The organism is Martinezella sp. CNPSo 3964 (assembly GCF_057784375.1).
The window spans coordinates 204,671-230,888 of the sequence record NZ_JBXSOW010000007.1; the positions used below are offsets into that span (position 1 = coordinate 204,671).

Genomic DNA, 26,218 nt, shown 5'->3' on the forward strand with positions numbered 1-26,218 from the left:
GTCTTAAAGGCTAACTGAATAATTGGCTGATTTTAATCTGTTGTGATTCCGTTGGGCTGCGAAGCCCAATGGACATGACGGTGGCTTGGACTAAAACTACCAGCCGTGTGAGCGGCGCGAGGCGTTGAAAACACGGCGCAGGGAAAATTACCCGCGTCTAAACTTGAGCACAGCCCTTCCTGTTGGATTGCCCGATACCAACGGATTGGGCATCCAGCTCGTAAAGACCTCGAGCGTGTCTCCATCAAGCTTGTAGAAGCGTTCCTGCTCACTGCCGTTCCAGGCTTCATTCCAGGACGAGTCGATCTTTGTGATGAACCTGTCCCCCTCTATCCGATAGCGTCCGGTATAGGTCATCATGGTACGGAAAAGTCCGAGCAGTTTCTCATCTGTAGTCCCTGGCTCCCGCGCCTCGGCGGTCACCAGCACTATCATTCGCCCATCCGGGCCGAACATAAGGTGCCCATTGGGGTGGTCGCCCCACGGTCGACTGCGCTCCCTTGAATCCTGAAGTTCCGTCTCAAAGGAAACCAACCGCCAGCTACCGTGGAGCTCGGTGTCGCGCTCAGACATTTTCACTCCTGTCGCACTTTGCTCAAGGTACCCACTTGTCGGGGACGGAAAGTATCCTGGCTCCCATCATGCCTCAAGTCGGCCGGTAGATTGCCTCGGCTTCGCTTTTCAGCATTCCCATGACAGAGCGGTAGGGTGCCGGCCCGTAGCTGATGCGGCTGACGCCCAGCTTTGCCATGGTCTCGTTGTCAGGCGTCGTCGGGCGCACCATGATATTGACAGGCAGAGGCGAACGCTCGCAAAGAGCCCCGATCAGTTCCGGTTCGACCAGGCCCGGCGCGAAGAAGCCGCTGGCGCCAGCCTCGGCAAAGGCATCGGCGCGCTGAAAAGCGTCATCCAGCAGCAGCTGATGATGGGCCGTATCGCTTTCCTGCAGGAAAAGATCGGTGCGGGCATTGATGAACAGCGGCATCTCGCGGCGGTCCGCCATTTCCCGGATGGCGCGGATGCGCGCCGCCTGCGTCTCGATAGGATGAACGCCCTGACCGCCGATCACCTGATCCTCGAAATTGATGCCGATGGCGCCGTGATCCATGATCTTTTCGACATTGGTAGCGACTTCCTCCGGCTCGACGGCATAGCCACCCTCGAAATCGACCGACAGCGGCAATGGGCTCGTCACCGAAATCAGCCGGGCGGTGACCGCCAGCAGCGATAACGGAATGGCCTGGCCGTCGCCGAAACCATTGGCTGCGGCAACCGACCAGCTTCCCGTCGCCAGCGCCTTGGCGCCAGCCTCCGTCACGGCCTTGGCCGAGCCTGCATCCCAAATATTGAAAAGGATCAGCGGCTCACCCTTCTTGTGCAGCCGCGCGAATTCCTGCGCCTTTTCCACCTGACTCATCGCATCCCCTCCGAAAAGCCCGGCCGGGCGATTTCTCCTCCGCGACCCAAAAGAGCGTAAGCTCTCCCTCACATGGCAAATAGAGTAAAACCCCGGAAATCAATGGTAAAATCATAGCCGGCATTGGATCGCACGGCAATCTCCCCAAAATGGCTGAGATGCCGCAGTGTGAATATTTCCCTTCCCCCGCCTGGAGCGGGCATGCCATAAGACCGGCATGAACCAGACAAAAACACTATCCGAGCCTTCAGATTTCGCCGACATCCGCGATTGGGTGTTCGATCTCGACAACACGCTCTATCCGCACCATGTCGATCTCTTCGCGCAGATCGACAAGAACATGACGGCTTACGTCTCGGCCCTCTTGCAGATGGAGCGCGAAGATGCCCGCAAGTTGCAGAAGCAATATTACCTGGAGCATGGCACGACCCTGCAGGGCTTGATGATTCATCACGGCATCGACCCTAACGATTTCCTGGAGAAGGCGCATGCGATCGACTATTCGGCGCTGACGCCGCAGCCGGAGCTCGCCGCCGCCATCAAGGCGCTGCCGGGACGCAAGTTCATCTTCACCAACGGCAGCGTCAAACACGCCGAGGCGACGGCCGGCGCTCTCGGCATCCTCGACGGGTTCGATGATATTTTCGATATCGTTGCGGCGGACTACGTGCCGAAGCCGGCCGGGACGACCTACGACAAGTTCATGAGCCTTCATCGCGTCGACACGAAGAAGGCCGTCATGTTCGAGGACCTGCCGCGCAATCTCACCGTGCCCAAGGCACTCGGCATGAAGACGGTGCTGCTGGTGCCACAGAATCTCGAGACGGCTGTCGTCGAATGGTGGGAGCGCACGACCGGCGAGGACGATCATATCGACTACGTGACCGACGATCTCACCGCCTTCCTCAAAGCGCTGATTTAACCATTCATTAGAACGGGGTTACCAAAGTTTCATCCGCCTTACAGAGGTTTAATTGGTCGCTTTCGACCGCCAGCCGTATCGTTTGACCATTCCTCGACACGAAAGGAAAAGCGATGAACGGGAAAAAACTTCTTCTGGCTGGACTTTCCGCAACCCTGCTTCTCAGCGGTGCCGCACAGGTAGCACTCGCCGCCTCGCATGATGGCGACGGCCGGGACAGGCATCATCATCAAGGCCGCTGGCACAGACCGCATTTTTCGCCCGAAGTCCTTTACGTCCGCATGCTGAAGGAATTCGGCAATCCCGGCGATACGAAGCTCACCAAGGATGAAGTCAAGGCGGGTGTCGACAAGATCTTCGACCAGATCGACGTCAATCATGACGGCGAAATCACCCCTGGCGAATATCGCGCCTACCGCCAGGAGCAGATGAAGCAGTGGCGGGCCGAACATGCCAAGGCCGATGGCGATCAGACACAAAATGGCCAGGCTCAGGGCGGCGACCAGGCACAAGGAAATCAAGCCCAGGGCAATCAGGCGCAGACCAATCAGACCCAGGGCAATCAGGCTCCGGCCGACCAGTCCAAGAGCGACCAGGCTCAAAACGACCAAGCCCAGAACGACAATGACAACGACAAGGGTGGTGAAGGCCATCGCCATCACAGACCGCATGGCCGCTTCATGCACGAGGGTGGCTTCATGCGCGGTGCGATGATCTTCCGTTTTGCCGATACCGACCAAAGTGGCCAGATCAGCAAGAAGGAAGCCGAAGACGCCATGAACAAGCTCTTCGACCGGCTGGACCGCAACCACGACGGCGTGGTCAACCTGGACGACATGCCGGGCCGGCCGCTGCTGTAAGCCGATAGTTCCGGCAATAGTCCCATGAACGGACACCCGCCCTCGCCTCCGCGACGGCGGGCTTTTCATTGTCAGTGCCCGTTGTCGTGCTCATAGAAGTCGGCGACGATCTTCCATGCCTCGTCGGCGGTATCGACAAAGCTGATGAGGTTCACATCGTCGGGCGCGATGGTGCCGAACTCGGCCAGCGCGTCGAAATTGATGATGCTGCGCCAGAACTTCTCGCCGAAGAGGATGAGCGGCAGGCGCTCCATGCGGCCGGTCTGGATCAACGTCAGGCACTCGAACAGTTCGTCGAGCGTGCCGAAGCCGCCCGGGAATACCGCGATTGCCTTGGCGCGCACCATGAAGTGCATCTTGCGGATCGCGAAATAATGGAAATTGAAGCTGAGCTCCGGCGTCACATAGGCGTTCGGCGCCTGCTCGTGCGGCAGCACGATGTTGAGGCCGATCGAGGGTGCCCCTTCTTCGGCCGCACCGCGATTGCCCGCCTCCATCACGCCCGGGCCGCCGCCGGTGACGACGACATATTCGTGGTAGTCGAAACCGGCGGAATAGCGCGAGCAAAGCCGGGCGAACTTGCGCGCTTCCTCGTAGTAAACCGATGCAGCCTCAAGATTGGCGCGTTGCACATCATTGCGCGCGGCCCAGGCATTGGTGCCGGGAGCAGGAATGCGCGCGCCGCCGAACATGACGACCGTCGACTTGATGCCGCGCTCGGTCAGCGACATTTCGGTCTTCAGCAATTCCAGCTGCAGGCGGATCGGCCGCAACTCCTCGCGGCAGAGGAAATCCTCGTCCGCATAGGCAAGGCGGTAGGACGGCGACATCGACTGCGGCGTGCGCGGCACCGACTCGGCTCGCTGCTTGTCCGCCGAGCTCGTCTTCAACGGGTCCCAGACCCCGTCCTTGCGCCTCAGCCTGCCGTTCTTCCCCTTGCTCATCTATTCATGCCTTTCGAATCGATCATGACAGGCCATTTCCATTCGCAAACAGAAATAGCCAAGCTCTTGCATATGCCCCTACAACGCCTTGAATCCAAGCTCAATCGGCGCGGAAAAGACATTCCATTTTCGGCATCCATGCTATAGGACCAATCGACCGCTTCCGGACCTTTATCCGGAAATCCCGATAGGCCCTGACGTTGTAAGGAATTCCCATGAGCGCTACCGACCTTGCCTCCCTCGAAAAGTCCATCGAGGCTGCCTTCGACAATCGCGACAATGTGAACACGTCGACGCGCGGCGAAGTCCGCGATGCCGTCGAAACGGCGCTCAATCTTCTCGATAGCGGCAAGGTTCGCGTGGCCGAGCGCGGTGTGGACGGTAACTGGACCGTCAACCAGTGGCTCAAGAAAGCGGTTCTGCTCTCCTTCCGCCTGAACGACATGAAAATCGTTGAAGGCGGCTCCGGCGGCGCAACCTGGTGGGACAAGGTTCCCTCGAAGTTCGAAGGCTGGGGTGAGAATCGCTTCCGCGAAGCCGGCTTCCGCGCCGTGCCGAACGCCGTCGTGCGTCATTCGGCCTACATCGCTCCCAACGCCATCCTGATGCCGTCCTTCGTCAATCTCGGCGCCTATGTCGGCGAAGGCACCATGGTCGACACCTGGGCGACCGTCGGCTCCTGCGCCCAGATCGGCAAGCATGTGCATCTTTCCGGCGGCGTCGGCATCGGCGGCGTGCTGGAGCCGATGCAGGCCGGCCCGACGATCATCGAAGACAATTGCTTCATCGGCGCCCGCTCCGAAGTCGTCGAGGGCTGCATCGTCCGTGAAGGTTCCGTGCTCGGCATGGGCGTCTTCATCGGCAAGTCCACCAAGATCGTCGATCGCGCCACCGGCGAGATCACCTATGGCGAAGTACCGCCCTACTCGGTCGTCGTCGCCGGCGCGCTGCCGAGCGGCAATACCATGGCGAACGGCCAGCCGGCCCCGAGCCTTTATTGCGCCGTCATCGTCAAGCGCGTCGATGAAAAGACGCGCTCGAAGACCGGCATCAACGAGCTGCTGCGCGACTGATTTTGGAATTTTTCGGAAGCGCGGTTGCCATATCGCGCTTCCCTTATGCTTGCCGGATGAACATGCCTGTGCGATTGCTGGAATCGCGGCAAGGATTTTCGACTCATCGCCAATCCTTGCCATCGCTTTGCCATTTCCCGCCGGATACATTGCCTCCGATGACCGTTACCAATCCCATCACGAATCTGCAGACCCTGATCCGCTGCGCCTCCGTCACCCCGGCCGAAGGCGGCGCGCTGACCGCGCTTGCCGACATGCTGCAGCCTCTCGGCTTCAAGGTGGAGCGCATGACGGCCAGCGAGCCGGGAACGCCCGATATCGAAAACCTTTATGCGCGGCTCGGCACGGATGGGCCGCATCTGATGTTTGCCGGGCATACGGACGTCGTTCCCGTAGGTGATGCCACCTCGTGGAGCCATCCGCCCTTTGCCGCCGAGATCGCCGATGGCGAGCTTTTCGGCCGTGGCGCCGTCGATATGAAGGGCGGCATTGCCTGTTTCGTGGCCGCTGTCGCGCGTCATGTTGAAAAGCACGGCAAGCCTGCCGGTTCGATTTCCTTCCTGATCACCGGCGACGAAGAGGGACCGGCGATCAACGGCACTGTGAAGCTGCTGCAATGGGCGGCCGAGCGCGGCGAGACATGGGATGCATCGCTTGTCGGCGAGCCGACCAACCCCGACCGGCTCGGCGACATGATCAAGATCGGCCGCCGCGGCTCGGTCTCCGGCACCATTACCGTTCACGGCGTTCAAGGCCACGCCGCCTATCCGCACCTTGCCGACAATCCGGTGCGCAGCATCATCAAGCTGACGGAAGCGCTACTCGACCCGCCCTTCGACACCGGCACGGACAATTTCCAGCCATCGAACCTTGAAGTGACAACGATTGATGTCGGCAATACCGCCACCAACGTCATCCCCGCCAGGGCGACTGCCACCTTCAACATCCGCTTCAACGATACCTGGACGGCCGACACGCTGAAGGCGGAAATCCTGGCCCGCCTGGATGCGGCTGCGGCCGACCAGACGCTGCGCCCAGGGCGTCCGCCGGCGAAATACGACATCGTCTGGTCGGAGCGCCCGAGCCAGGTGTTTTTGACGCGCAACAACGCGCTGATCGCTTCGCTCTCTTCCGCCGTCGAAAACATCACTGGCCAAAGGCCGGCGCTTTCGACCACCGGCGGCACGTCGGATGCCCGCTATATCAAGGACTACTGCCCTGTCGTGGAATTCGGCCTCGTCGGCCAGACCATGCATATGGTCGACGAGCGCGTGGCAGTCTCGGATCTCGAAACGCTGACCGGGATCTACCAGACCTTCATCCAGCGCTGGTTCGAGAATGCCGACCTTTAGGGAAGTCCAATACTATCTGTCCGGTCTCTGGCTGCTGATCCGCATGGATGCGCGCGGCTTCCAATATCTGGACATATCGGATCGTGGCATGATGCGCTCCTTCTGGGCGATCTTGTGGAGCCTGCCGTCGATCGGCATTTCCTGGCTGTGGTGGCAGAAGGCCTATCTGACCGCCATGCCGCCGGAGACATCGACCGGTCTCGGCTTCTTCCTGCGCCTGGCCTTGGTCGAGCTTGCGAACTGGCTGGTCCCGCTCGTTCTTGCCGGCGTGCTGCTGCTGATCTTCCGTTTCGGCGACAAATTTACGCCCATCGTCGTCGTGGTGAACTGGCTGGGCGTGCCGACATCCTATCTGAATGCGCTGCTCATCGCCGTGATCGCTTTCGTCCCCGGCTCCAGCGGATTGGTGGCGCTGCTATGGCTGGCGCTGATGATGGCAATCATCTTTTCGCTGGCGCGCATGCTCAGAATGATCTGCGGCACGCATCCGCTCTTCATCGGCACGCTGACACTAGTGCTGCTCATTCCGACCATGCTGCTGACGGATTTCCTGCAGCGCTTTCTGGGCGTTTATCCGCCGGGTTAAGATGGTCAGTGTGGACTACGACAGATCCTCGCCGTCATCTGCACTTTCGCCGTCGCCAGGCAGCCCGGTACCATCGCGATAATCCACCTGCATGAAATAGAGCCCATCCGGCGGAGCGACGGGGCCGCAGGCCTTGCGATCCTGAGCTTCGAGCGCCGCGCGCACATCGTCAGGCGTCCACTTGCCCTCGCCCGCCAGCTTCAAGGTGCCGGCGAAGGAGCGGATCTGATTATGCAGGAAGCTTTGCGCCGTGGCGCGGATCTCGATGAGTTCGCCACTGCGCGTCACGTCAAGCCGGTCGAGCGTGCGCACCGGGCTGTTCGCCTGGCAATGCGCCGATCGGAAGGTGGTGAAATCATGCCGGCCGACAAGGGTTTGCGCGGCGGCGTGCATGACCTCGTGATCCATGTCCTTCGGCACCCACCATGCGCGTCCGGCTTCCAGCGCAAGGGGCGCGCGGCGGGCGATGATGCGGTAGAGATAATGACGGCGGATTGCCGAAAAGCGGGCGTCGAAGCTTGCATCGACCTCGACGATATCGAGAATGGCGACCCGCTCTGCGGCCATCCTCAGATGGGCGTTGAGCGCATTGCGCAGCGTGTAGATCTTCCACTCCTTGGAAAGATCAGCATGCATCACCTGTCCCGTGGCGTGCACGCCGGAATCGGTGCGTCCCGCGCCACGGATTGAGACCGTCTCGCCGGTCAAAGACCGGATGGCGCCCTCGATCGCCCCCTGCACTGAAGGGCCGTTCTCCTGGCGCTGCCAGCCGACATAGGGGATGCCGTCATATTCGACGGTCATTTTATAACGCGGCATCAGCCCTGCTCCGAAGCGAGCACCGTACCCGACGCGATCGGCGTGCCACGCAGGAAATCCGCCGCAGCCAGCGGCTTGCCGCCGGCCTTCTGCAACTTCGTCAACCTAACGGCGCCGGAAGCGCAGGCAATGACGAGATCATCCGTCAGAACCTTTCCCGACGCACCGTCGCCCTCCGCCAGTTCCGAGCCGAGCACCTTGATACGCTCTGGGCGGCCCGCGATGTCGACCTCAAACCAGGCGCCTGGGAAAGGCGACAGGCCGCGAATGTGATTGTGGACATCGGCCGCCGGCCTGCCAAAATCGATGCGGGTTTCACCCTTGTCGATCTTGGCGGCGTAAAGGACCCCTTCGGAGGGCTGGGCGGTCAGCGGAAGCTCGTCATGCTCCAGTCTGTTCATCGCCTCGGCCATCGCCTTTGCGCCGACGAGCATCAGCCGGTCGTGCAGCTCGCCTGCAGTCATGGTATCGCCGATCTCGACTTCGCGCGTCAGCGCGACCGGGCCAGTATCGAGCCCCTTGTCCATCTTCATCACCATCATGCCGGTCTTCGCATCGCCGGCCATGATCGCGCGCTGGATGGGGGCAGCGCCGCGCCAACGCGGCAGCAACGAGGCGTGGCCGTTATAGCAGCCAAGGCGCGTGCCTGACAGAATCGCTTCCGGCAGCAGCAGGCCATAGGCGACGACGACGGCGACATCGGCCTCCAGATCGCGAAAGCGCTGGCGCTCGTCCGGATCCTTGAAGTTGACAGGCGTGAAAACCGGCAGGCCCAGCAATTCGGCCGCCTGATGCACCGGCGATTTCTGCAGATCAAGCCCACGCCGGCCGCCTGGGCGCGGCGGCTGCGTATAGACGGCACGAACCTTGTGTCCAGCATCGATCAAGGACCGCAGCGTCGGTACGGAAAATTCGGGCGTTCCCATGAAAATGATGTTGAGCGACATGCGATCCATCCGGCTAGGATTCAAACTTGGAGTGACCCGGCAGCGCTAACGCGCGCCATCGTGGTCAAACGTTAGCCGCCTTCAAACGGGTTTATGAGCTTCAGATCAAGCCCCTCGAAGTCTTTTGTGTTGCGCGTCGCCAATGTCGCGCCATTCGCAAGGCAGATGGCGGCGATCATGGCGTCCTGCACGGAAATCTGATGGCCCGAACGTTCGCGACGGGCGCGAATGCGGCCTGTCTCGATGGCGGATTTTTGGTCGAACCTAAATATCCTACCCTGGAACGACGCCAGCAACGCATTGAAAATCCGTATGTAGCGATCGGATTTTGTACGAAGTAAAAAGCGCTCCGCACCATAGGATTGCTCCATCACCACGACATCACAAAGATAAAACTCAGTGCTTGGCCGGGCCTTCATCCAGCTGGCAACATTTCGATCAGGTGCAGGTTTTTCCAATTCGGAAATAATGTTCGTGTCGAGGAGGATCATTCAAAGTCCTCGACCGGCCGGCCGAAGTCCTTCTTTCGCTCCACCTCGATCTCATCCATGATACGGGCATATTCCGTTGCCGCCACATCATCGCCATCGTAAAGAATTGGTCGAAGAAGGTCCCAAGCAGACAATCGGGAGTTCTCCGTTTCGCTATTCTCCGCGACCAAGGCTTTTCGCAAGAGTTCTTTCGCTTCGTCCGAAAGACTACGCCCGGCCTGCTTTGCCCGTTCTGCGATGTCCTGCTTCATCGGCTCGGAAATATCGCGAATCAAAAGGTCACTCATCCACGCCTCTACTTGATATCAATGATATCATAAGCGTTTCAGGCTGATCTTTCAATGCCAGAGGTCAGAGCGCCTTCGACTTGGCCGCCTTGGTGAACTTCTTGATCACCATGTCGCGCTTCAGGCGAGAGATGTAGTCGATGAAGAGCACACCGTTCAGGTGATCGATCTCGTGCTGCACACAGGTCGCAAGCAAGCCGTCTGCTTCGGTCAGCTGCTCCTTGCCGTTGCGGTCCAGATGCTTGACGGTGACGCGTGCCGGGCGCTCCACTTCGGCATAGTAATCCGGAATGGAAAGGCAGCCTTCCTCATAGACCGAACGCTCGTCCGAGGACGCAACGATCTCTGGATTGATGAAAACCAGCGGCTTCTTCTCTTCGCCTTCGCGCGCGACGTCGATGACAAGCATGCGGCGGGGAACGCCGATCTGGATCGCCGCAAGGCCGATGCCCGGCGCGTCATACATGGTTTCGAGCATGTCGTCGGCGAGACGCTGAATTTCGGTATCGATCTGCTCGATAGGTTTGGAAGCCTGGCGGAGCAACGGGTCGGGCAAAATGATGAGTGGCTTGATCGTCATGACGTTTCCCTTAACGCATCTTGTCGTGCGATGGAATCGCCAAGATGGCGATGGCGCGGTGTTTTTTCGCCGGCGGCGATCTCAACAGCAGCAAATAGGCTCGAAATTTTGTTCACGTTTTGATCTGGATATTCACAGCAATTTTGCTATGCTCCGCGTAAGAACTTCATCAGCGCGCCAGGTTTCATGTCCTTCATCATCTTCGGCCAAGCCATTTCCACGGTCCAGGTTCTGACCGGCATCGTCATTCTGCTTGCGATCACAGTGATCGTGCTTTTCATCCGCGGCAAGGCACGTGCAGAAGACGACGCGCTCGACACCGAGCATACGATGGCGGCGCTGCTACGTTCGCAGGCGGAGATGCAGGGACGGCTTGCCACCATGGCCGAAGTCTTCGGCTCCAGGCAGGCAGAGCTCAACCAGGCCATCGGCCAGCGCCTGGACGGCATGTCGCAGCGGGTGACGGCGACGATCGGCGAGCAGACGCGCTCGACGCATGAAAACCTGCGCCGCCTGCAGGAGAGGCTTGCCGTCATCGATGCCGCGCAGACCAACATCCAGACGCTGGCGAAGGATGTCGTTGGCCTGCAGGCCATTCTTTCCAACAAGCAGACGCGTGGCGCCTTCGGCCAGGCGCGCATGGAAACCATCATCGCCGACGGGCTGCCGATGGGCGCCTACGCGTTCCAGGCGACGCTTTCCAACGGCTCGCGGCCGGACTGCACCATTCGCATGCCGAATGGCTCGCCGCCGCTTGTTATTGATGCCAAGTTTCCGCTGGAAGCCTGGAACGCCATTCGCAGCGCCGCCAGTCCCGAACATGGCAAGATCGCCGCGCAGCAGTTCCGCCGGGATCTGGAGCTGCATATCCGCGACATTTCAGAGAAATATCTCATTCCCGGCGAGACGCAGGATACGGCCTTTCTCTTCGTGCCGTCCGAATCGATCTTCGCCGAGATCCATGAGAATTTCGAGGCAATCGTGCAGAAGGCTCAGCGCGCCCGCATCGTCATCGTTTCACCATCGCTGCTCATGCTGTCGATCCAGGTCATCCAGGCCGTGCTGAAGGACCAGCGCATGCGCGAGCAGGCCCATGTGATCCAGAGCGAGGTGGCGCACCTGATGGACGACCTTTCGCGCCTGGACGAGCGGGTGCGAAAGCTGCAGGGGCATTTCGCCATGGCGCAGAAGGATGTCGACATGATCGTCACCTCGGCCGACAAGCTGGCAAGGCGTGGCGAGCGCATAGAGGCGCTGGAATTCGAGGCTGCGAAAGAGCCTGCCAAGGCGCGTGCGGAAGAACGGCCGAAGCCTGTCGACAACCGCACGAGCCAACTCAAGCTCAGGGTAGTTGACGAAGACTGATCGCTTCGGCAGTGTCGCGCCCAATCGATGCATGATCCGAAAAGACAAAGGCAGCCTTCGGGCAGGATCATGCAGCAGCAACACCCAGGGCAGGACATCGCATGATCACTATCTTCGGCTCCATCAACATGGACCTCATCGCCACCACGGATCGTCTGCCGAAGCCGGGCGAGACCGTTGCCGGCAACGGCTTTTCCACCGCCGCCGGCGGCAAGGGCGCCAACCAGGCGCTGGCCGCACGCCGCGCCGGCGCGACCGTGCGAATGAGCGGCGCCGTCGGCAATGACGGCTTTGCGGAGCCTGCGGTCGACCTGCTGCAGACGGCAGGCACCGATCTTTCCACAGTCCGGCGCGTCTCCGAGCCGACGGGCACTGCTCTCATCCTCGTCGGCGGTGACGGCGAGAACATGATTGCCGTCGTCCCCGGTGCCAATGGCACCAATACGGCCGAACACGCGACGGCTGCCGTCGCTGCACTGAACCCGGGCGATACGCTGATGCTGCAGTTCGAAATCCCGGTCGCAGCCGTCGAAACGGCGCTGAATGCCGCAAAGGCGAAGGGCATGCGCACCGTACTCAATCTCGCGCCGCTGATCCCGGAAGCTGCCCGCCTCGGCCGGCTTGCCGATATCGTTATCGCTAACGAGACGGAATTCGAAAGGCTGGCCGGCCAGGACAACATGTCGGCATCCGAACGCGAGGCGGCCCTCATCCGCCTGCATAGCGAAACCGGCCAGACGCTGATTGTCACACTTGGCGGCGATGGCGTCATTGCCATTCGCGACGGCGAGCTCGCGCGCGCCAAGGGCCTCGTCATCGAACCCGTCGATACCGTGGGCGCCGGCGATACCTTCTGCGGCTATTTTGCCGCAAGTCTCGATCAGGGCCTGGATTTCCATGCCAGCCTGCGCCGCGCCGCCGTCGCCGGTTCGCTGGCTTGCCTGAAGCCGGGCGCGCAGCCGTCCATCCCGGTTGCCAGCGAAGTCGCCGAAAAGCTTTAGGGCTAAATTTCACAACCCTTGCGAAGCGCAATTAATTAAATTTTTGCGCTTCCATATCATTCTCCTCTGGCCTGGCGCGTATGGCCTTCCGGCTGCGGCAGGAATTTAACGGCGGCCCCATGACAGGGCCATCCTGCGCCGACCTTGCATCTGGATAATGTGTATCCGACGCATCGTTTTTTCGAGGAAATGATGTTCATCTTTCGTATGAAGTCGCTTGCGGCCAAGCTGATCTTGGTCACCGGGCTGGCGATCGCACTCGTTTTGCTGGTTTCCAACTTTCTGCTGATTTCCCAGACCCGCGATCGCGTCGAGACGCTGACCATGGATCAGGCGAATACCGAGGCCAAATCCATTTCCAACGAGATCGCCGCCAATGTCGGCGAAATGGCGAGCGCCGCCCGCTCCATGGCCGCCATCATCGGCCGCGGCCACGAAGGCCATACCTTCGACCGCAAGGGCATGATCAACATCCTCAAGGCGAATGTCGAACAGAATGCCTTTGCCTTCGGCAGCTGGTTCTGCGAGCAGCTCGGCGCGCTGGATGGCAAGACCACGGAGCTTGCCAACAACAAGGATCAGGGCGTCAACGACAAGGGTGCCTTCACACCCTACTGGTCGAAGACGAAGGATGGCGGCATCCAGTTCTCGACCTTCGACAATGATTACACTGCCGCCTGGTGGAAGCTCGCCGCCGACAGCGGCAAGGGCGCGATCACACCGCCCTACCTCGCGCAGGGCACTGATGTCCCGACGACCATGAGCTCGATCGCCTATCCTGTCATGTCGGGTGGCAAGCTGATCGGCATTGCAGGCGTCGATATCTCCCTCAATTCGCTTTCGACGAAACTGCAGAAGATGCAGCCGTTCGGCTCCGGTCGCGTACTTCTGGTTTCCCAGGACAACAAGTGGCTGGTGGCACCGAGCGCCGACCTGCTGATGAAGGACTATAATGGTTCTGGCGCGGACGTCATCAAGGCAGCTCTGAGCTCCTCTTCCGCAAGCATCCTCAAGAATCTTTCCGATGCAGGCAGCGAAGAATTCGACCGCGTCGTCTATCCTTTCGCTGTTCCTGGCCTCAATGCCACCTGGGTCGTTCTCATCGACGTACCGCACAGCGCCACCGCGGCCCCGGTACGCGATCAGACCTATATGATGATCGTTGCCGGTCTTTTGGTGCTCGCCGCCGTCATGCTCGCTCTCTATGTCGCGGTGCGCAGCTTCGTGCAGAAGCCGCTGGCCGGCCTTGTTGCAAGCGTCAATCGCCTGAGCGCCGGCAATTACGCCGAACCTGTCGCGGGGCAAGCAGGTGCCGACGAAGTGGGTTCGGTCGCCAAGGCACTGGAAGGTTTCCGCTTCGCGCTCGCCGATACCAAGCGCCTGGAGGGCGAAGCCAACGACCAGCGTCTGGCCGCCGAAGGCGAGCGCCGCCGTTCGGAGAGCGAACGCAACGAGAGCGTTACGCTGCAGCGCCATATCGTTGCCATTCTCGGCCAAAGCCTCGCCGAGCTTTCGAAGGGCAATCTTACGCAGCGGATCACGGACGACTTCCCCGGCGAATATGCCCAGCTCAAGCAGGATTTCAACGCCGCGCTGACGAGCCTTGAAGAGACCGTCCACACCGTCAATGTCAGCGTCGGCAACATCGGCAGCGGCACCGGCGAAATCAGCAACAGCGCCTCGGATCTCGCCCGCCGCACGGAACAGCAGGCAGCAAGCCTTGAAGAGACGGCTGCGGCCCTCAACGAGCTGACCGCGCAGGTCAATTCCAGCGCCGAGAACGCCCGCACGGCGGCAAGCAGCGTCAATGCGGCATCGCAGGACGCCGAGCATTCCGGCGAGATCGTGCAGAAGGCCATTTCTTCCATGCACGGCATCGAGCAATCGTCGCAGGAAGTGTCCCGCATCATCAGTGTCATCGACGAGATCGCCTTCCAGACCAACCTCTTGGCGCTCAATGCCGGCGTCGAAGCTGCCCGCGCAGGTGAAGCCGGTAAGGGCTTTGCCGTTGTCGCGCAGGAAGTGCGTGAGCTGGCCCAGCGCTCGGCCAATGCCGCCAAGGAGATCAAGACCTTGATCAATACCTCGGCCGGACAGGTCAAGGAAGGTGTCAATCTGGTCGGCCGCACGGGCGATGCCCTGCATAAGATCGCCCAGCAGGTGATGGAGATCAACGGCCTGATCCGCCAGATCTCAGCCTCCGCGAGCGAGCAGGCTATTGGTCTGAAGGAAATCAACTCGGCCATGAACCAGATGGATCAGGTGACCCAGCAGAATGCCGCGATGGTCGAGGAGACCACCGCCTCCAGCGTGGCGCTTGCCGAGGAAGCTCAGTCGCTCCGGACGCTCGTTGCGCGCTTCCGCACCGCACGTGCCATCCAGGAGAATACCAGCGCATTGCGGGCAACCGCCCAGCAGATGCGGGCTCCGGCGGCCCCGCGCCGGGCAGCTCCCCCCGTTGCAGCACCCGCACGCAAGGCAATTCCGCAGATGCAGGGCGCCAATGCACTCGCTCAGGATGACTGGGAAGAGTTCTGAGCCGACCTTGGCTCGATGAAATAAAAAGGCCGCCGGATCGCTCCGGCGGCCTTTTTCGTAGGTCTTTACTCAGTCAGATGCGGGCAAAACGCTCCGTCAGCAGCGCGAAGAAGCCATCGGCATCAACGTCGCGCATGACCTTGGCATTGCGCTTGCGGTCGGTGACATGCCACCAATCGACGACGGTCATGCCGACGGTCAGTTCGGACGTCACTTCGATCTCGACATTGCATTCGCGACCCTTGAAGAGCTCAGGCTTCAGAAGGTAGGCGATAACGGTCGGGTCATGCAGCGGACCGCCGTCCGAGCCATACTTCTCGATATCGAAGCGCTCGAAGAACTGCAGCATTTCGACCATGGCCTTGGCCGGCGGCGTGCCAACCGCGGCAATACGCTCGACGCGATCCTTGCGCGTCAGCAGCTTGTGAGTGACGTCGAGCGGCATCATGACGATCGGAACGCCCGAACGGAACACGACGTCTGCCGCCTCCGGGTCGACATAGATGTTGAACTCGGCCGCCGGCGTGATGTTGCCGCCCTCGAAGAAGCCGCCACCCATCATGACAAGTTCGCGTACACGTCCGACGATTTCAGGCGCCTTCTGGAAGGCCAATGCGATGTTGGTCAGCGGGCCGAGCGTGCAGAGCGTGACGGCGCCTTCCGGCTCCTTGCGCAGCGTGTCGATGATGAAATCGACGGCGTGGCCCGGCTGCAGCTGCATCGTCGGCTCGGACAGGTCCGGACCATCCAGTCCGGTCTTGCCATGCACATGCTCCGCCGTCACCAGCTTGCGCTTCAGCGGCGCGTCGGCACCGGCAAACACCTTGACGTCGCGACGATCGCAGAGCTCGCAGACGATGCGGGCATTGCGGCTCGTCAGGCTCAGCGGCACGTTGCCGGCAACCGCGGTAATGCCGAGCACCTCGATCTCCTCGCGGCTGCCGAAGGCGAGAAAGATCGCCGCGGCGTCGTCCTGACCAGGGTCGGTATCGATAATGATTTTTCTAGGTTCGGTCATATCTGTAACTTTCCTCCGGTGCAGATCGACAGGCTTTGTCGCGGGTCCGGTCCGGCTTTGTCAAGCGCTCGCTCGTCATGGCATGAAACGATTCTTCACCATGGATTTCGATCTCGCAAATGCGAAGACGCGATGGCTTGCACTCACAGGCGCGTACTCCCATATTAGGGACAACCGGGTGCTGAAGATCAGGTCCGGAACGGTCGCTTGACACCCAAGGACTTTGAGACGATGAGCCGGACGACTCCCTTTGCCAGCCCGCTGCTTCTGGGCTTTGATACTATGGAAAAGACGCTTGAGCGGATTTCCAAGGCCAGCGACGGTTACCCTCCCTACAATATCGAACGGATGCGTGCGGATCGCCTTTCCGGCGAGCCGGAGCGGTTGCGCATCACGCTGGCTGTCGCCGGCTTTTCCGAAGACGAGCTCGATGTCACGACGGAAGAAAACCAGCTGCTGATCCGCGGTCGCCAGATCGAGCAGGGCGAGCGCGATTATCTCTATCGCGGTATCGCCGCCCGACAGTTCCAGCGTGTTTTCGTTCTCGCCGACGGCATGCAGGTGCTCGGCGCCACGCTGAAGAACGGCTTGCTCGCCGTCGATCTCATTCGGCCCGAACCCGACCGTATAGTAAAGAAAATTAACATTTCGGTCTCACAGTAGGACAACGGCCTAGAGCCGGACGATTTCAGGCCGAATCGGCCTGAAGTCTGAATCGGCTCTAGAATCAAAGAACTAGAGCACGACATCGCCCGAAAGCCATCCACACTTTTCGGCATCATGCTCTGGAGCCGTTGGTCCCTCATACTGGAGGTACGAGCATGTTGTTGAAAGAAGCTACCGCCCGCCTGACCGCATCCGAACTTGCCAATATCGGCACCGGTGAGGTCGCCTACATCAGAAAAATGGATTGGTCCGAGGTATCCCGCTGCTTCCCAGAAGCGCCCGATATTGATCCGGATGTCGATCTCTGGGCGCTTTTCGGCGCCGACGGCACCCCGATCCTGTTGACGGACAATCGCTCCAGCACCTTCTACCGTGCTGCGGAAGACGAATTGAAGACGGTCAGCCTGCACTGACCATGAGCGTCGCCCGACGGTGAAACTCACCGTCCGCAAGGACCGCATCGAACCGGCCCCACCTGGCAACGCATGCGCATGATCCAGACCGCCCAAAGCGGCGGTCCTCACGGGATGATGCGAATATCTCAATCTGAAATTTTCGCCCGCAATTGGAACGATCAGACCCTCTTGAAGGTCAGATAGGCCGATGAGCGTCCCTCGCGGCGGGCCTTTGCCTCGTAGCGCGTGCTCGGCCAGCCTTCATAGGGCGTCAGCCAGTCGGCAGCGTTTTGGGCTGTCCACTCGAAGCCGCCATGCGCCTGACAATGCTGCAGCGTCCAATTGACATAAGTGTCGATGTCGGAGGCAAAGCAGAAGAGAGCGCCGGGCTTCAGGACGCGGTGGAAACGGGCAAGGTTCACCTGTGAAACGAAGCGGCGCTTCCAGTGCTTCTTCTTCGGCCAGGGGTCGGGATAGAGCAGGTCGATCTGATCCAGGCAGCCATCCGGCAGCCAATCCAGCACCTGCGTCGCGTCGTCATTGTAGACGCGGATATTGTGTGCGCCTGCCTCTTCGACGCGCGCAAGCAGCTTCTGCATCGAATTGACAAAGGGCTCGACACCGATGAAACCGGTCTTTGGCTGCTCCAGCGCCCTGTGGATGAGATGCTCTCCACCGCCGAAGCCGATCTCCAGGCGCAGACGCTCTGATGGCACCGGGAAGAGATCGTTCAGCGGCTGCGGCGCCGGAGCGGAAAGATCGACGATGAACTGCGGCAGCAATGCTTCCAGCTTTTCAGCCTGCTGGCCGCGCAAGGCCTTACCCTTGCGCCGGCCGAAGAATGCTTCCGTCGCCCGCGACCGGCGCTCGGTATCGATCATGCGGCTTCCCGGAGCTTCACGGCTTCCTTGAGGGCCTTCACCAGGTCCGTACGCTCCCAGGAGAAGGAGCCGTCGCGGCCGGCCTTGCGGCCGAAGTGACCGTAAGCCGAGGTCTTGGCGTAGATCGGCTTGTTGAGGTCGAGGTGGCGGCGGATGCCGGTCGGCGAGAGGTCCATGTTCTTGCGGATGGCCGCTTCGACCTGATCCTCGGTCACGCCCTTGCCGGTACCGTGCAGGTCGACATAGATCGACAGCGGCTGGGCAACGCCGATGGCGTAGGAGAGCTGGATCGTGCAGCGATCGGAAAGACCGGCGGCAACGACGTTCTTCGCCAGATAGCGGGCGGCGTAGGCCGCAGAACGGTCGACCTTGGTCGTGTCCTTGCCGGAGAAGGCGCCGCCGCCATGCGGGGCTGCGCCGCCGTAGGTGTCGACGATGATCTTGCGGCCGGTGAGGCCGGCGTCGCCGTCGGGGCCGCCGATGACGAACTTGCCCGTGGGGTTGATGTACCACTTGCAATCGGGGGCGATCTTCAGGTCGCCGAGCGCTTCGACGATATAGGGCTCGACAACGGCGCGAACCTTCTTCGAGTCCCAGCTCTCATCGAGATGCTGGGTCGAAAGCACGATCGAGGTCACTTCCGACGGCTTGCCGTCAACATAACGGACCGTTACCTGGCTCTTGGCGTCCGGGCCGAGCTTGGCGACTTCACCGTCGCCCTTCTTGCGGGCGGCAGCGAGCAGCTGCAGGATCTTGTGCGAATAGTAGATCGGCGCCGGCATGAGATCGGGCGTTTCCTTGCAGGCGTAGCCGAACATGATTCCCTGGTCGCCGGCACCTTCGTCACCCTGCTGGTCGGCGGCATTGTCGACGCCCTGGGCGATATCGGCGGACTGCGAGTGCAGCAGCACGTCGATGCGCGCCTTCTTCCAGTGGAAGCCGTCCTGCTCGTAGCCGATATCCTTGATGGCGCGGCGTGCAGCAGCCTTGAACTTCGATGGATTGATGACGTCGTTGCCGTCCTTATCCTTCTTCATCAGGCTCGGCGGCAGACGCACTTCACCGGCGATGACGACGCGGTTGGTGGTGGCAAGGGTCTCGCATGCAATGCGCACGGTCCAGGGGTTTACGCCGGTCTTTGTGGCCTCGCGGTAAACCAGATCGACAATTTCATCGGAAATGCGGTCACAAACTTTATCCGGGTGACCTTCGGCAACAGACTCACTCGTAAACAGATAATTCGCGCGCATGCGGGATTCCCCTCAAAGAACAAATCTCTGCTTTTGATATTCGTCTCCGCCTCGAAAAACAAGCCGCACAAGGACATAAATATATCTTTATATCCCTGCTCAAGTGATAAAATTTTGCCGTAAATAGCGAAAAGGCGGCCAAAATGACCGCCTCTCGACTTTGTCGGTTTAACCCCGCCTCGAAGGGCTACTCAGCATCCGCCTCGGCCGCGAGCGCCTTGACCAGCTCGACAACCTTGCGTCGGACCTTGCCATCGGAAATTTTCACGAAGGCGCGGTTGAGCTGCAATCCTTCCGAAGAAGACAGAAAGTCGACGACGTAGTTGGAGCTGGATGCTTCGGCCATGCCACCCGCGCCGGCCGAATGCTCGCCCGGTGCATCCTCGAAGAAGAAGGAAACCGGGACATTGAGGATGCTGGAGATATTCTGCAGGCGGCTGGCGCCGACGCGATTGGTGCCTTTTTCGTATTTCTGAATTTGCTGAAACGTAATTCCGAGGCTTTCGCCGAGTTTCTCCTGGCTCATGCCAAGCATCGTTCGGCGGAGGCGTATGCGGCTACCGACATGAATGTCGATGGGGTTCGGCTTCTTTTTATTCTCAATCATCATTTTACCCTAACATAGGTTGAATTCAGGACCTGCCACCCGGTACCCTTCACCACCCCTATAACGCCACGTTGCAGCCGACGCCCCCAAGGCCTCCAGTCTACGTTCGAAAGGCGGACATCTAGCACTATGCAATTTTAGGGTTTTTTGGTCAATTCACCCTGAAAATAAAACCCATGCGCGAAATTGCGGCAATTATGCCGACTGCTCCGATGATCAACCAAAAGTATGTTTTTCTGGATTTATCGTCGATGCGCGATACGGTTGCGCCACCTAAAGTGGTATCAATGAAGCCTTGTTGATTATAATCGATACCAGAAAGCACCCGTCCGTGTGCATCAACAAATGCTGAAATGCCTGTATTGGCGCTTCGAATCAGCGGCAGCCCCTGCTCCACCGCCCTCACCCTTGCCTGCAGGAAATGCTGGTATGGACCGGGCGTATCGCCGAACCAGCCGTCATTCGTAACGTTGAGAATGGCATCGGCCTGCCGGATCCCCGCCGTCATCTCGTTCGGGAAGATGATCTCGTAGCAGATCAGCGGATAGAATTTGACGCCGTCGGGCATGGCCAGCAATTGCCGCTTGGTGGCCGCTGAAAATCCCCCAGGCAGCTCCACGACGTTCTCGATGCCGAGATAGCTCAGAATATGCTCGAAAGGCACATATTCGCCGAAGGGGACGAGATGGGTCTTGTCGGACGCGCCGATGATCTGCCCGCGGCCGTCGATGACATAGATCGAATTGTAATAGCGCGGCTCGACGCCCGGCCCCATGTCTTCAACGCGGACGGCGCCGGTGATCAGGATCTGGTCGTCTTCGAGCTGATCCGCGATGCGGGCGAGCGCATCGCGATTATCGGTCAGGATGAAAGGCACGGCCGTTTCCGGCCAGACGATGATGTCGGGCCGCTTGCCGCCATTCGCAGGCGGCTGGACCGAAAGCGCCAGATGCTTATCGAAGATGGCGGCGCGATCGGCAGTCGTGTCCATCTTGGTTTCCTGATCGATGGACGGCTGCACGATACGCACGACCGGCGCGGTCCTGGCGTCAGTGAGCGGTGCTTCCGGCTGACTCAGTGCGTAGTAGCCATAGCCAAAATGGGCCGCGGCGATGAGGGCGGCAAGGCCTATCCCCGGCACCCGCCCCTGGCGCGTACCGAGCAGCGCGGGTGCGGCGAAGACGAAGACGGCAAGCACGGTGACCCCGAGCATGCCGATCACATGCGCCGACTGCATCATCAGCGGAGTAGGCATGGCGCCATAGCCGATGGCATTCCAGGGAAAGCCGGTAAAGAGAAAGCTGCGCAGCCATTCCAGAATACCGAAGCTGAAGGCGAGCGCCGCGATCCGCCCCATGCCATCGGACCACAGGATGCGGGCAAGCACGGTCGCGACGCCGTAGAAGACAGCCAAGAAGGCGGGAAGGCCGAGGATTGCCAGCGGCAAGGCCCATGCGAACTCGTCGGCATCGATCAGCAGCGCATGGCCGAGCCACCAGAGACCAGCAACGAAATAGCCGAAGCCGAACAGCCAGCCGGTGAAGAAAGCCGGCCACAGCCGCCCGAGCAGGCCGCTATCCGGGCTGGCGGCGACACCGTCCAGCAGCCAGACCAGCAGTGTAAAGGAGATGAACATCGCCGCAAAGAAGCCGAGGGGCGGCAATGCCAGCACACCGACGGCACCGGCTAAAATCGTAAGCAATGCACGTTTGAAACCCCAGACGAGGATCACCCTGCCCGAAAGCCATTCCATGCGCCAGCTCCGTCCAATCGCGAATCAATTGGGCGCAGTCTTTCAAAAATGCAGCGATTTGTCCCGTTGAAGCGCCGATTAGAGCATGATGCCGAAAAGTGTCAGGGGATTTCGGACGACATCATGCTCTACTTCTTTGATTTTAGAGCAGATTCAGATTTTAGATCGTATCGACCTAAAATCATCCGGCTCTAATGGCTGGTCGCGTTGCGTTCTGCCGATGTTTCCTCAGCAATCGCTTCCGGTGCCGGCAAATCGCGCTCCGGCGCACCTGCCTCCCCTTCCAGCTTGACGGTCGGTCGGCGGCGGACGGCATGACGCTTACGCGTGATGCGTACTCGCTTGATACGGCGTGGATCGGCATCGAGAATATGGAATTCGAAGCCTGGAAGCGCCTGCACGACCTCGCCACGCACCGGAATGCGGCCAAGAGCCGAGAAGATCAGGCCACCAAGCGTATCCACCTCGTCCACCTGCTCAGCGATATCGAAATCCGGACCGATCGCGGCTGCGATCTCCTCCAGCTCGACACGGGCATCGGCCACGAAGACGTCTTCGGAGACGCGCTTGAACATTACTTCTTCGTCATCGTGCTCGTCGTCGATATCGCCGACGACCATTTCGACGATGTCCTCGTGCGAAGCCAGACCGTCGGTACCGCCGTACTCGTCGATAACAAGCGCCATCTGCGTGCGGTTGACCTGCATGCGGCGCAGGAGATCCGAGGCAAGCATCGAAGGCGGCACGAAGAGGATCTTGCGGATGATGCCGGCCTCAACCAGCGTCTTCTGCAGATCGACCCGCGAGAGATCGAAATTCGGCTTGGCCGAGCGTGTCGGCTTTTCGGCTGCAGGCGCGGCCGTTGCGGCAGCCGCCTTGGCACTGCCGGCGCGGCGCTTGTTGCGGGCCTGCTTGGCGACATAGGACAGCAAGTCACGGATATGCACCATGCCGCGCGGATCATCCAGCGTGTCGGCGTAAACGGGCATACGCGAGCGGCCGCTTTCCTCGAAGAGGATCATCAGCTCGCCGATGGTAATGGTCTGATCCACGGCCTCGATGTCGGCACGCGGCACCATGACATCCTCGACGCGCACCTCGCGGAAACGCAGGATATTGTGCAGCATCGCCCGCTCATCTGCGGAGAAGGCGTCGTCACCGGCCGCGTTGGTCATCAACGCGTCGGCGAGATCCTCGCGCAATCGGGCGGAGTCCTGTGCCGGGCGCAGGATGCGTGCAGCACGTGCCCAGAAGGAAGATTGGGATCGCTTGCCGTTGCTACTACTGCCACCCTCATCGGAGGAGGCTGCATCGGCTCCGTCTTTGGCCTCGGGGGCCGATCTTGTCGTAAAGTCGCTCATTGTTCCTGGTCAGACAGGGTTCAAATCAAATGGGGTCTTGTCCCGCATAGGGATCAGATAGGCCAAGACTAGCCAAAATGCGAGTCTCCAGCCCCTCCATTCTTTCGGCTTCGCTATTATTCATATGGTCGTAGCCGAAGAGATGCAAGAAACCATGCACCATCAAATGCGTCAGATGGTCGTCAAAACTCTTTTCCAGATCGACCGACTCACGCTCCACCGTCTCCCTGGCGATGATGATATCGCCCAGCATCGGGCCGGGCTTGCCGCCGGGCTGCAACGGGAAAGCCGGAAAGGACAGCACGTTCGTCGCCTTGTCCTGCGAACGCCACTCCGCATTAATCTCACGGATCGAGGCATCGTCGGTAAAGACCAGCGACAATTCCGATGCATCCTTTGGAAAAGGCTGCTTTTCATGTGTCTTCAAATAGGTGGCTGCAGTGCCGAGAACACGCTCCGCCAGGGCCTGCAATTGCTCTTCGGAGGGCCAATCGCCCTCCTCCACGCTGATCTGTATATCGAGTTCGGCCATCGGTTTCCGCACCGCAGATCAGATCTGCGGATCGCTTTCCTCTGCCTTTGCGGCATAGGTGGAATCATACGCCCGAACGATGCGCGCCACCAGCGGATGGCGGACGACGTCCGTATCCTTGAAGCGGACGATGGTGATGCCCTCGACGCCGTCCAACAGCTGCAGCGCTTCCACCAGGCCGGACTTGACGCCGCGCGGCAAGTCGATCTGGCTCGGATCGCCCGTGACGATCATCCGCGAATTTTCGCCGAGACGCGTCAGGAACATTTTCATCTGCATGGACGTCGTGTTCTGCGCCTCGTCGAGGATGACGGCAGCGTTGGCGAGCGTGCGGCCACGCATGAAGGCGAGCGGCGCGATCTCGATGACGCCCGCCGTGATGGCCCGTTCGACCTTGTCGCCCGGCATCATGTCGTAGAGCGCATCATAGAGCGGACGAAGGTAAGGATCGACCTTTTCCTTCATGTCGCCAGGCAGGAAGCCGAGACGCTCGCCGGCCTCGACGGCCGGGCGCGACAGAATGATCTTTTCCACCGCGCCGCGCTCCAGGAGCTGGGCGGCGTGGGCGACGGCGAGGTAGGTCTTGCCGGTACCGGCAGGGCCGACGCCGAGGACGAGCTCTGAGCGCTCCAGCGCCCGCATATAGGCATCCTGGGTCGGCGTGCGCGCAATGATCGTCTTCTTGCGCGTCGAAATCTGCGCCATCGTCAACTTGGCTTTTCTCTCCATCGTCGGCAGCGTCAATTGGTCGTCGGCGGCAACCGCCATGCGGATTGCCCCTTCGACATCGGAACGCTCTACATTGCCGCCTTTTTGCAGCTTGTCATAGAGGTAATCGAGCGTGCGGCGTGCCTGATTGGTGGCCAGCACGTCGCCGGTGATGACGACGGAATTGCCGCGAGCGCGAGCATCGATGCCCAAGCGCTCCTCGAGCAGCTTCAGATTCTGGTCGAACTGCCCGAAAAGCTCGCTGGCGAACCGATTATTCTCGAACGTCAGGGTGAAGTGATTGGCGTCGCTCGCGGTGCGGGGCTGGCGCGATGAAGAAGAAACCAATTCCTGTCCGTTCAAGCGGTGCGGCTCCCTTGGGTCGGCCGGAACCTAGAGCAATTCAGCGAAAAGGCTGTTGGTGCTGGTTCCGGTGATTCGTACGTTAATAATGTCACCGATTTGCGATGCTTTTGCATCAACATTCACAGATTGCAGCCAGGGAGAGCGTCCAATCAACTGGCCCGGCATCCGGCCCGGCTTTTCCAGAAGGATATCCACTGTTTTGCCCACGCAAGCCTCGGCAAAAGCATGCTGCTGCCTCAGCAGCAATGCCTGCAATCGCTCCAGCCGCTCGGTCTTGACCTCTTCGGGCACCTGATCCTTCAATTCCGCGCCGGGCGTACCCGGCCGCGTGGAATATTTGAACGAGAAGGCCTGTGCATAATTCACCTCCTCGATCAATCTGAGTGTATCCTCAAAATCCTGGTCTGTCTCCCCCGGGAAGCCGACGATGAAGTCACCCGAAAGGGCAATATCCGGGCGGGCCGTGCGGATTCTCTCGATGAGAGTGAGGTATTCCGCCGCCGTGTGCCGGCGGTTCATCGCCTTCAGGATGCGGTCCGAGCCGGCCTGTACGGGCAGGTGCAGATAGGGCATCAGCGTGCGCAGATCGCGATGCGCGCCGATGAGACGATCGTCCATGTCACGCGGATGGCTGGTGGTGTAGCGCAGGCGCGCCAGACCGCGGATCTCAGCCAGGCGATAAAGGAGATCGCCAAGGCTCCAGGTCTCGCCCGTCGGGCCGATGCCGTGCCAGGCGTTGACGTTCTGGCCGAGCAGCGTGATTTCGCGCACGCCGCCATCCACAAGTTTCTCGGCTTCCTCGACGATCTGGGAGACCGGACGGGAGACTTCGGAACCGCGCGTATAGGGCACGACGCAGAAGGTGCAGAACTTGTCGCAGCCTTCCTGCACCGTCAGAAAGGCGGTGACGCCGCGGGCGCGGATCTTCGTCTTTTCAGCGATCGGCAGATGCTCGAACTTGTCCTCGATCGCATATTCGGTGTCGACGACGCGCTGGCCTTCCTTGGCGCGGCGAAGCGCATCCGGCAGACGATGATAGGTCTGCGGGCCAATGACGACATCGACGGCCGGCGCGCGGCGCAGGATTTCCTCACCTTCGGCCTGCGCGACGCAGCCGGTGACGCCGATCATCATCTCGCGGCCGTCGGCTGCCTTGCGCTTTTTCATCTCACGCAGACGGCCAAGTGCCGAATAGACCTTCTCGGCCGCCTTCTCGCGGATATGACAGGTATTCAGAAGGACGAGATCGGCCTCTTCCATATCCTCGGTCGGCTCATAGCCGTCGCGGGAGAGCGCATCGCTCATCCGCGTGGAATCATACACGTTCATCTGACAGCCGTAGGTCTTGATGAAGACCTTGCGGCTGTTGGAGCCGTCGCGGGTGCCGAGCTGCGAAGCATCGGCCGCCGGGGCGTCGAGGGTCAGGCTGTCCTTGGTCATGGGCCGCTATGTAGTGGCTTTTGCCTTCGGAGAAAATGGAAAAGTTGGAATCACCTGGA

Annotated in this window: 27 protein-coding genes; 10 read left to right on the top strand and 17 right to left on the bottom strand. The window is 60.4% G+C overall.

Annotation, left to right across the window (positions count from 1 at the left end; translation table 11 throughout):
• Window positions 1-147 precede the first annotated feature (147 nt).
• Entirely contained in the window at window positions 148-573 is a 426-nt protein-coding gene (locus tag AC13Q5_RS22150) for a lipocalin-like domain-containing protein (protein WP_488503169.1), read from the bottom strand.
• 73 nt (window positions 574-646) lie between these two features.
• Window positions 647-1,417, bottom strand: coding sequence for an isocitrate lyase/PEP mutase family protein (locus AC13Q5_RS22155; protein WP_488503170.1), 771 nt, complete (start codon window positions 1,415-1,417; stop codon window positions 647-649).
• Between the two features lie 217 nt (window positions 1,418-1,634).
• On the opposite strand from AC13Q5_RS22155, the gene AC13Q5_RS22160 reads away from it, so the two are divergent.
• Together AC13Q5_RS22160 and AC13Q5_RS22165 are read left to right on the top strand one after the other, a co-directional pair.
• Complete coding sequence (locus tag AC13Q5_RS22160) at window positions 1,635-2,339, top strand: pyrimidine 5'-nucleotidase (protein ID WP_488503171.1); 705 nt, start codon at window positions 1,635-1,637, stop codon at window positions 2,337-2,339.
• A gap of 113 nt (window positions 2,340-2,452) precedes the next feature.
• Entirely contained in the window at window positions 2,453-3,199 is a 747-nt protein-coding gene (locus AC13Q5_RS22165) for an EF-hand domain-containing protein (protein WP_488503172.1), read from the top strand.
• Window positions 3,200-3,270: 71 nt separating this feature from the next.
• On the opposite strand, the gene AC13Q5_RS22170 is transcribed toward AC13Q5_RS22165, so the two are convergent.
• Entirely contained in the window at window positions 3,271-4,143 is an 873-nt protein-coding gene (locus tag AC13Q5_RS22170) for an LOG family protein (RefSeq protein WP_457878766.1), read from the bottom strand.
• Window positions 4,144-4,358: 215 nt separating this feature from the next.
• On the opposite strand from AC13Q5_RS22170, the gene dapD reads away from it, so the two are divergent.
• The 3 genes from dapD (at window position 4,359) to AC13Q5_RS22185 (ending at window position 7,154) form a co-directional block, all read left to right on the top strand.
• Window positions 4,359-5,216, top strand: a complete 858-nt coding sequence (dapD, locus tag AC13Q5_RS22175) for a 2,3,4,5-tetrahydropyridine-2,6-dicarboxylate N-succinyltransferase (protein ID WP_457878767.1) — start codon at window positions 4,359-4,361, stop codon at window positions 5,214-5,216.
• Window positions 5,217-5,374: 158 nt separating this feature from the next.
• Window positions 5,375-6,568 (top strand): succinyl-diaminopimelate desuccinylase, encoded by a 1,194-nt coding sequence (dapE, locus tag AC13Q5_RS22180; RefSeq protein ID WP_488503173.1) that lies wholly within the window; start codon window positions 5,375-5,377, stop codon window positions 6,566-6,568.
• A complete protein-coding gene (locus AC13Q5_RS22185; RefSeq protein ID WP_488503174.1) occupies window positions 6,555-7,154 on the top strand; it encodes a hypothetical protein in 600 nt (199 codons plus the stop codon). Before dapE ends, AC13Q5_RS22185 begins: the two co-directional genes overlap by 14 nt.
• A gap of 15 nt (window positions 7,155-7,169) precedes the next feature.
• Here the strand turns inward: AC13Q5_RS22185 and truA are convergent, their stop codons facing one another.
• The 5 genes from truA to def form a co-directional block, all read right to left on the bottom strand.
• Window positions 7,170-7,973, bottom strand: a complete 804-nt coding sequence (gene truA / locus AC13Q5_RS22190; protein WP_488503175.1) for a tRNA pseudouridine(38-40) synthase TruA — start codon at window positions 7,971-7,973, stop codon at window positions 7,170-7,172.
• The gene (gene fmt / locus AC13Q5_RS22195) at window positions 7,973-8,920 is read right to left on the bottom strand and encodes a methionyl-tRNA formyltransferase (protein ID WP_488503176.1); all 948 of its coding nucleotides are present in this window, start codon (window positions 8,918-8,920) and stop codon (window positions 7,973-7,975) included. The genes truA and fmt overlap by 1 nt, the downstream gene beginning before the upstream one ends.
• 71 nt (window positions 8,921-8,991) lie before the next feature.
• Window positions 8,992-9,411, bottom strand: coding sequence for a type II toxin-antitoxin system VapC family toxin (locus tag AC13Q5_RS22200; protein ID WP_075855389.1), 420 nt, complete (start codon window positions 9,409-9,411; stop codon window positions 8,992-8,994).
• On the bottom strand, window positions 9,408-9,686 hold the full coding sequence (locus tag AC13Q5_RS22205; RefSeq protein ID WP_457877570.1) for a FitA-like ribbon-helix-helix domain-containing protein: 279 nt from the start codon (window positions 9,684-9,686) through the stop codon (window positions 9,408-9,410). Before AC13Q5_RS22205 ends, AC13Q5_RS22200 begins: the two co-directional genes overlap by 4 nt.
• A 76-nt stretch (window positions 9,687-9,762) precedes the next feature.
• Window positions 9,763-10,278 carry a peptide deformylase gene (gene def / locus AC13Q5_RS22210; RefSeq protein ID WP_075855391.1) on the bottom strand — a complete coding sequence of 172 codons (516 nt, stop codon included), beginning with the start codon at window positions 10,276-10,278 and terminating at the stop codon, window positions 9,763-9,765.
• Window positions 10,279-10,464: 186 nt separating this feature from the next.
• On the opposite strand from def, the gene AC13Q5_RS22215 reads away from it, so the two are divergent.
• The 3 genes from AC13Q5_RS22215 (at window position 10,465) to AC13Q5_RS22225 (ending at window position 15,182) form a co-directional block, all read left to right on the top strand.
• The gene (locus tag AC13Q5_RS22215; RefSeq protein ID WP_488503177.1) at window positions 10,465-11,643 is read left to right on the top strand and encodes a DNA recombination protein RmuC; all 1,179 of its coding nucleotides are present in this window, start codon (window positions 10,465-10,467) and stop codon (window positions 11,641-11,643) included.
• A 101-nt stretch (window positions 11,644-11,744) separates the two neighbouring features.
• Window positions 11,745-12,644, top strand: a complete 900-nt coding sequence (locus tag AC13Q5_RS22220) for a ribokinase (RefSeq protein WP_488503178.1) — start codon at window positions 11,745-11,747, stop codon at window positions 12,642-12,644.
• A gap of 192 nt (window positions 12,645-12,836) precedes the next feature.
• Entirely contained in the window at window positions 12,837-15,182 is a 2,346-nt protein-coding gene (locus AC13Q5_RS22225) for a methyl-accepting chemotaxis protein (protein WP_075855493.1), read from the top strand.
• Window positions 15,183-15,255: 73 nt separating this feature from the next.
• Here AC13Q5_RS22225 and AC13Q5_RS22230 read toward each other — a convergent pair whose 3' ends face one another.
• Window positions 15,256-16,200, bottom strand: coding sequence for a nucleoside hydrolase (locus AC13Q5_RS22230; protein WP_075855394.1), 945 nt, complete (start codon window positions 16,198-16,200; stop codon window positions 15,256-15,258).
• A gap of 231 nt (window positions 16,201-16,431) precedes the next feature.
• Here AC13Q5_RS22230 and AC13Q5_RS22235 point away from each other — a divergent pair, with 231 nt between their 5' ends.
• Together AC13Q5_RS22235 and AC13Q5_RS22240 are read left to right on the top strand one after the other, a co-directional pair.
• A complete protein-coding gene (locus AC13Q5_RS22235) occupies window positions 16,432-16,863 on the top strand; it encodes an Hsp20 family protein (RefSeq protein WP_075855395.1) in 432 nt (143 codons plus the stop codon).
• 158 nt (window positions 16,864-17,021) lie between these two features.
• Window positions 17,022-17,279 carry a BQ00720 family protein gene (locus tag AC13Q5_RS22240; RefSeq protein WP_075855396.1) on the top strand — a complete coding sequence of 86 codons (258 nt, stop codon included), beginning with the start codon at window positions 17,022-17,024 and terminating at the stop codon, window positions 17,277-17,279.
• A gap of 161 nt (window positions 17,280-17,440) precedes the next feature.
• On the opposite strand, the gene trmB is transcribed toward AC13Q5_RS22240, so the two are convergent.
• From trmB to miaB, 8 genes are all read right to left on the bottom strand, one after another.
• Window positions 17,441-18,142, bottom strand: coding sequence for a tRNA (guanosine(46)-N7)-methyltransferase TrmB (trmB, locus tag AC13Q5_RS22245; RefSeq protein ID WP_457877564.1), 702 nt, complete (start codon window positions 18,140-18,142; stop codon window positions 17,441-17,443).
• Complete coding sequence (metK, locus tag AC13Q5_RS22250; RefSeq protein ID WP_075855398.1) at window positions 18,139-19,392, bottom strand: methionine adenosyltransferase; 1,254 nt, start codon at window positions 19,390-19,392, stop codon at window positions 18,139-18,141. The genes trmB and metK overlap by 4 nt, the downstream gene beginning before the upstream one ends.
• A gap of 187 nt (window positions 19,393-19,579) precedes the next feature.
• Window positions 19,580-19,999 (bottom strand): helix-turn-helix domain-containing protein, encoded by a 420-nt coding sequence (locus tag AC13Q5_RS22255; protein ID WP_075855494.1) that lies wholly within the window; start codon window positions 19,997-19,999, stop codon window positions 19,580-19,582.
• Window positions 20,000-20,150: 151 nt separating this feature from the next.
• Window positions 20,151-21,752 carry an apolipoprotein N-acyltransferase gene (lnt, locus tag AC13Q5_RS22260; RefSeq protein WP_488503179.1) on the bottom strand — a complete coding sequence of 534 codons (1,602 nt, stop codon included), beginning with the start codon at window positions 21,750-21,752 and terminating at the stop codon, window positions 20,151-20,153.
• A 191-nt stretch (window positions 21,753-21,943) separates the two neighbouring features.
• Window positions 21,944-23,113, bottom strand: a complete 1,170-nt coding sequence (locus AC13Q5_RS22265) for a hemolysin family protein (RefSeq protein WP_488503180.1) — start codon at window positions 23,111-23,113, stop codon at window positions 21,944-21,946.
• A 25-nt stretch (window positions 23,114-23,138) separates the two neighbouring features.
• Window positions 23,139-23,645 carry an rRNA maturation RNase YbeY gene (gene ybeY / locus AC13Q5_RS22270; RefSeq protein ID WP_488503181.1) on the bottom strand — a complete coding sequence of 169 codons (507 nt, stop codon included), beginning with the start codon at window positions 23,643-23,645 and terminating at the stop codon, window positions 23,139-23,141.
• Window positions 23,646-23,663: 18 nt separating this feature from the next.
• Window positions 23,664-24,716, bottom strand: coding sequence for a PhoH family protein (locus tag AC13Q5_RS22275; RefSeq protein ID WP_457877559.1), 1,053 nt, complete (start codon window positions 24,714-24,716; stop codon window positions 23,664-23,666).
• 30 nt (window positions 24,717-24,746) lie between these two features.
• Window positions 24,747-26,159: a tRNA (N6-isopentenyl adenosine(37)-C2)-methylthiotransferase MiaB gene (miaB, locus tag AC13Q5_RS22280; RefSeq protein ID WP_075855403.1), complete on the bottom strand. Its 1,413-nt coding sequence runs from the start codon at window positions 26,157-26,159 to the stop codon at window positions 24,747-24,749.
• Between the last annotated feature and the right edge of the window lie 59 nt (window positions 26,160-26,218).